Consider the following 4368-nt stretch of genomic DNA (forward strand, 5'->3'; position numbering starts at 1 on the left):
TGATGCTCCGTGTAGGTCCACTATGGGATATGCTACAACTTTCATTTACAGGAGGAGTGAACCATTATATGAGTCATGGAAACAATTATTCTCATACTTATACCAACTGGTATTACGAAGGACAAGCTTCATTCAATTACAAACGATTCTCCCTGTTCTGGCAGATCAATACCAATTGGAACAACTTTTGGGGAGAAACCCTCTCAGGAGGAGAAAACATCCAGATATTAGGTCTATATTATAAATATAAAGATCTCCGTTTGGGCGTAGGTGCTTTCAACCCATTCACTGATAATTATAAAGTAGAGAATGAGAATTGGAATCAATTTGCCTCGTACAAGACTAAAAGCTATATTAAGGAAAGCTCACGTATGTTTCTAGTCAGCTTATCCTACAATTTTTCTTTTGGGCGTAAGTTCAAAGCAACACAAAGAAAAGTAAACAATAGCGATAATGAATCAGGAGTAATGAGTACGGGAAAATAAAATCAAACTATTTCCCCGTCAACCATGTGCACCGTACGGTCCGTAATCCGTGCCAGTCCTTCATCGTGAGTGACAATAACAAATGTTTGTCCGAAACGATTGCGAAGATCGAAGAAAAGCTGATGCAATTCTTCCTTATTATGAGTATCCAGGCTACCCGAAGGTTCGTCAGCCAGTATCACAGCCGGATGATTAATAAGAGCACGGGCTACGGCCACACGTTGTTTTTCCCCACCTGAAAGTTCATTGGGCTTATGTCCGGCACGATCAGTCAGGCCCATAAAATCCAATAATTCCAGCGCAGATGCAGTAGCCTCTTTCTGCCCCACACCTGCAATAAATGCAGGTATCATCACGTTTTCCAATGCCGTGAATTCTGGTAAAAGCTGGTGAAACTGAAAGACAAACCCGATATGTTTGTTACGGAAAGCCGACAGTTCCTTCTCCTTCATACGGCTAACCAATGTACCGTCGATCGTTATCATTCCGCTATCAGGGGCATCCAAAGTTCCCATAATCTGAAGTAAAGTAGTCTTTCCCGCTCCACTCGGACCAACAATACTAACGATCTCGCCCTTATCTATGTTCAAATCGATTCCCCGCAGAACTTGCAGGCTACCGAAACTCTTGGTTATTCCTTGTAATTGTATCATACATACTTCATTTTTATCTAATGAATAATTACTTAAGTACTGATTCTTTGCCAATAAGATGGCAAAAGATGTGCTTGCTGATCATAATCTTTTCAACACATACTCCGCCAGATAACATCCGAATACCGCCGGCATATAGCTAACAGTTCCACATGTCGATTTCTTATTCATTTCATCCTCAGTCAGCAGTACCGCTTTCGGATCTGCCTGCTCCGTACTGAACACTACCGGCAGTTTACGCTTAATTCCCATTTTTTGGAGTCGTTTTCTGACTGCTTTGCTCAGCCCGCAATGATAAGTATCCCATATATCGGCAAAACGGACCTGAGTTATATCACTCTTTGCACCGGCTCCCATGCTGGAGACTATCTTAATATGTCGCTTCATGGCCTCTGCAATCAAATGACATTTTGGGGACAATGTATCAATAGCATCCACTACAAAATCATAGGAGGCCGCGTCCAGCAGTTCAGGAATATTTTCATCTTTCAGAAATACGGGCAATACGGTCAGTCCAATTTCCGGATTAACGTCCCGGAAGCGTTTCTCAAGAATTTCCGCCTTACTCATCCCCAGCGTAGAATGCAAAGCCGGAAGCTGACGGTTCAAATTCGTTGGTTGCACCATATCTGCATCCACAATCGTCATACGCCCTACTCCCGCGCGACAAATCATTTCCGCCGCATACGCTCCTACTCCACCCAGGCCTACTACAAGCACATGCGCCTGCCGTAGCCGTTCCATCTTTTCATCACCCAACAAGAGTTGTGTCCTTTGCCGCCAATCTTCCATCCTTACTAATCACTTATCACTTTTCCTAAACCATTTATAGAACCATTTACCCACCTTTTCATAATGCTGATCCTCATTATTGCCACGCGGGTTAGAAAATGACAACATATCTTGAGGCTCACCCAATTGATCCGGATACAGCACTATCAAACTATTATTGGCAAAATACTTTCCTAATTGCGCGGGAAGTCTCTCAAATGCAGGATCATAAGAGATAGAACCACGACGGGCACTGATAATCACGAGTAAATGATCATAATTCACCTGCCCGGTCAGCAACAACAAATCTCCCCAATCGTCCAAACGAGAAAAATCAGTCATGGTGGAACTAAATCTTTTCTTCACCAGAATTTGCAAAAGCGTGGTTGTTTCTTCGTTAGCGAAGAAATGCACCCGGCACCCCAATGTATTTCCCATACGGCAGAAATGTTCCACCCACTTCTGGAAACCAGCTTCATATTCCGCTTTGGGCGGAACGGCAATATTAATTCTCCGTAAAGTATTAATCGGCATCAGGAACTTAGCAATCATTACTTCCCGATGCAAGCCTTTCAGCAAATTCTCAGCCAGCATACCAAAGAAAGAATCCACGATATTCACCTTACGGTGCAGGCCAATCACTACATCCGTCACTCCATGTTCTTTAGCAGTATGGATAATACCCGAAGCAATATTCAGATCATAACGACTAATTTGTTTCAGTGGTACATCCGCTGAAGCCGTTATCATCGCCGCTTTCTCCAGATAACGTTTTCCACGGAGTTCCAAAGCTTCCGATGCATTATTATCATTTATTACGTTCAACGCCAACAGATTATCCCTCTGTTTTGGGTCACGTATCACCAATGACAGATTTACCAAGTCTTCAATTGTATCCGGATTTGCAACCGGTATCAAAATCTTCTCTAGTTCTGCCGGACGCTTTTCATCCTCCAAATGTGCCTCATCAATAGCTATTTTACGGGCAGCGCGCTCAGTAATAAACGAACTCACCACGCAAGTCACAAGGATAAGCAACACAGTACCGTTCAGCACATCATCATTCAGCAACCTTTCACCATTGGGCAAGATGATGTTATATCCGACCAAGACGGCAGCCAGTGTAGCAGCAGCCTGGGCATTACTTAAACCGTACATCAACTCCCGCTCAATGGCTCCCATCTTATAGATTTTCTGTGTCAACCAGCAAGCAATCCATTTACCGGTCAAAGCAACCGCTATCATTACTCCTGCCACCTTCAGAGCATCACCATGACCAAAAATCACATGTATATCAATCATCATTCCCACACCAATCAGGAAGTAAGGAATGAAAAGCGCATTACCTACAAATTCCAAATGATTCATCAACGGAGAAACATGGGGTATCAACCGGTTCAACACCAGCCCCGCAAGGAATGCACCAAGGATACCCTCCATTCCTACAAATTCCATCAATCCTGCCCCTAAGAATACCATAGCAAGCACAAAGATGAACTGCATTACATTATCATCGTACCTACGGAAGAACCAACGACCGATACGAGGGAAAAAATACATGATCAATCCACCAAGGAAAACGACTTTAACCACCAGCCATACCCAAAACAGTCCACCGGATTCTCCCTTAAACATACCACCCACTACAGCCAGGACCAGCAACGTAAGTGTATCAGTCACCGCTGTACCTCCTACGGCAATACTGACACTTCGATGTCGGGATACACCATACCGGATAACAATGGGATATGCTACCAGAGTATGTGAAGCATACATACTTGCCAACAGGACTGAAGTGATCAAACTATACTTCAAGAAGGTCATATTCACCACCAAACCGATCATGATTGGAATAATAAAAGCTAATAATCCCAGCATTACGGCCTTCCCCCGATTCTGCTTGAAATCCGCCATATTCATTTCCAGACCAGCCAAAAACATTATATAGTATAAACCAACTTTACCAAACAGTTCAAAACTACTATCCCGCGCCAGAATATTAAATCCATGCTCACCAATTACCAATCCCGCCAATATCATACCGATGATATGTGGAATACGCAATCTATTCAACAAAATGGGAGCAAACAATATGATAAGCAATACAAGGAGGAATATCCATGTAGGATCAGTAATCGGAAGTTTCAGACTGAAGTCAAATAAGTCCATGGGCTTCAAGTTTTAGGTTTTACGTTGCAAAATAACAAAAAAGTTTTCATTTTATACGTTGTCATACAGCAAATTGTTATAAATTTGCAGCCAATTCTATCGTTTTTAAGCATAGAAGAACATTTTTATAAACTTAATAAAAAACAAAAGAAAATGAAAGTAGCTATTGTTGGAGCAAGCGGAGCCGTGGGACAGGAGTTCCTGCGTGTGCTCGATGAAAGAAATTTCCCGTTGGATGAGTTAGTGTTGTTCGGTTCTAAACGCAGTGCCGGAACAAAATACACATTCCG

At 42.7% G+C, this 4368-nt stretch carries 3 protein-coding genes and 2 pseudogenes; 2 read left to right on the plus strand and 3 right to left on the minus strand.

Annotated elements, in window-relative coordinates; translation table 11 throughout:
* A pseudogene (locus tag BACCELL_RS27285) lies at positions 1–485 on the plus strand (TonB-dependent receptor); the annotation flags it as partial.
* A 2-nt stretch (positions 486–487) separates the two neighbouring features.
* Here the strand turns inward: BACCELL_RS27285 and BACCELL_RS05820 are convergent.
* The 3 genes from BACCELL_RS05820 to BACCELL_RS05830 form a co-directional block, all read right to left on the minus strand.
* Positions 488–1138, minus strand: a complete 651-nt coding sequence (locus BACCELL_RS05820; protein WP_007210688.1) for an ABC transporter ATP-binding protein — start codon at positions 1136–1138, stop codon at positions 488–490.
* A gap of 81 nt (positions 1139–1219) precedes the next feature.
* A complete protein-coding gene (locus BACCELL_RS05825) occupies positions 1220–1930 on the minus strand; it encodes a tRNA threonylcarbamoyladenosine dehydratase (protein ID WP_007210689.1) in 711 nt (236 codons plus the stop codon).
* A gap of 9 nt (positions 1931–1939) precedes the next feature.
* Positions 1940–4078: a cation:proton antiporter gene (locus BACCELL_RS05830; RefSeq protein WP_007210690.1), complete on the minus strand. Its 2139-nt coding sequence runs from the start codon at positions 4076–4078 to the stop codon at positions 1940–1942.
* Positions 4079–4231: 153 nt separating this feature from the next.
* On the opposite strand from BACCELL_RS05830, the pseudogene BACCELL_RS27740 reads away from it, so the two are divergent.
* Positions 4232–4368 (plus strand): annotated as a pseudogene (locus BACCELL_RS27740) (aspartate-semialdehyde dehydrogenase); the annotation flags it as partial.

Source organism: Bacteroides cellulosilyticus DSM 14838 (assembly GCF_000158035.1).
GTDB lineage: Bacteria > Bacteroidota > Bacteroidia > Bacteroidales > Bacteroidaceae > Bacteroides > Bacteroides cellulosilyticus.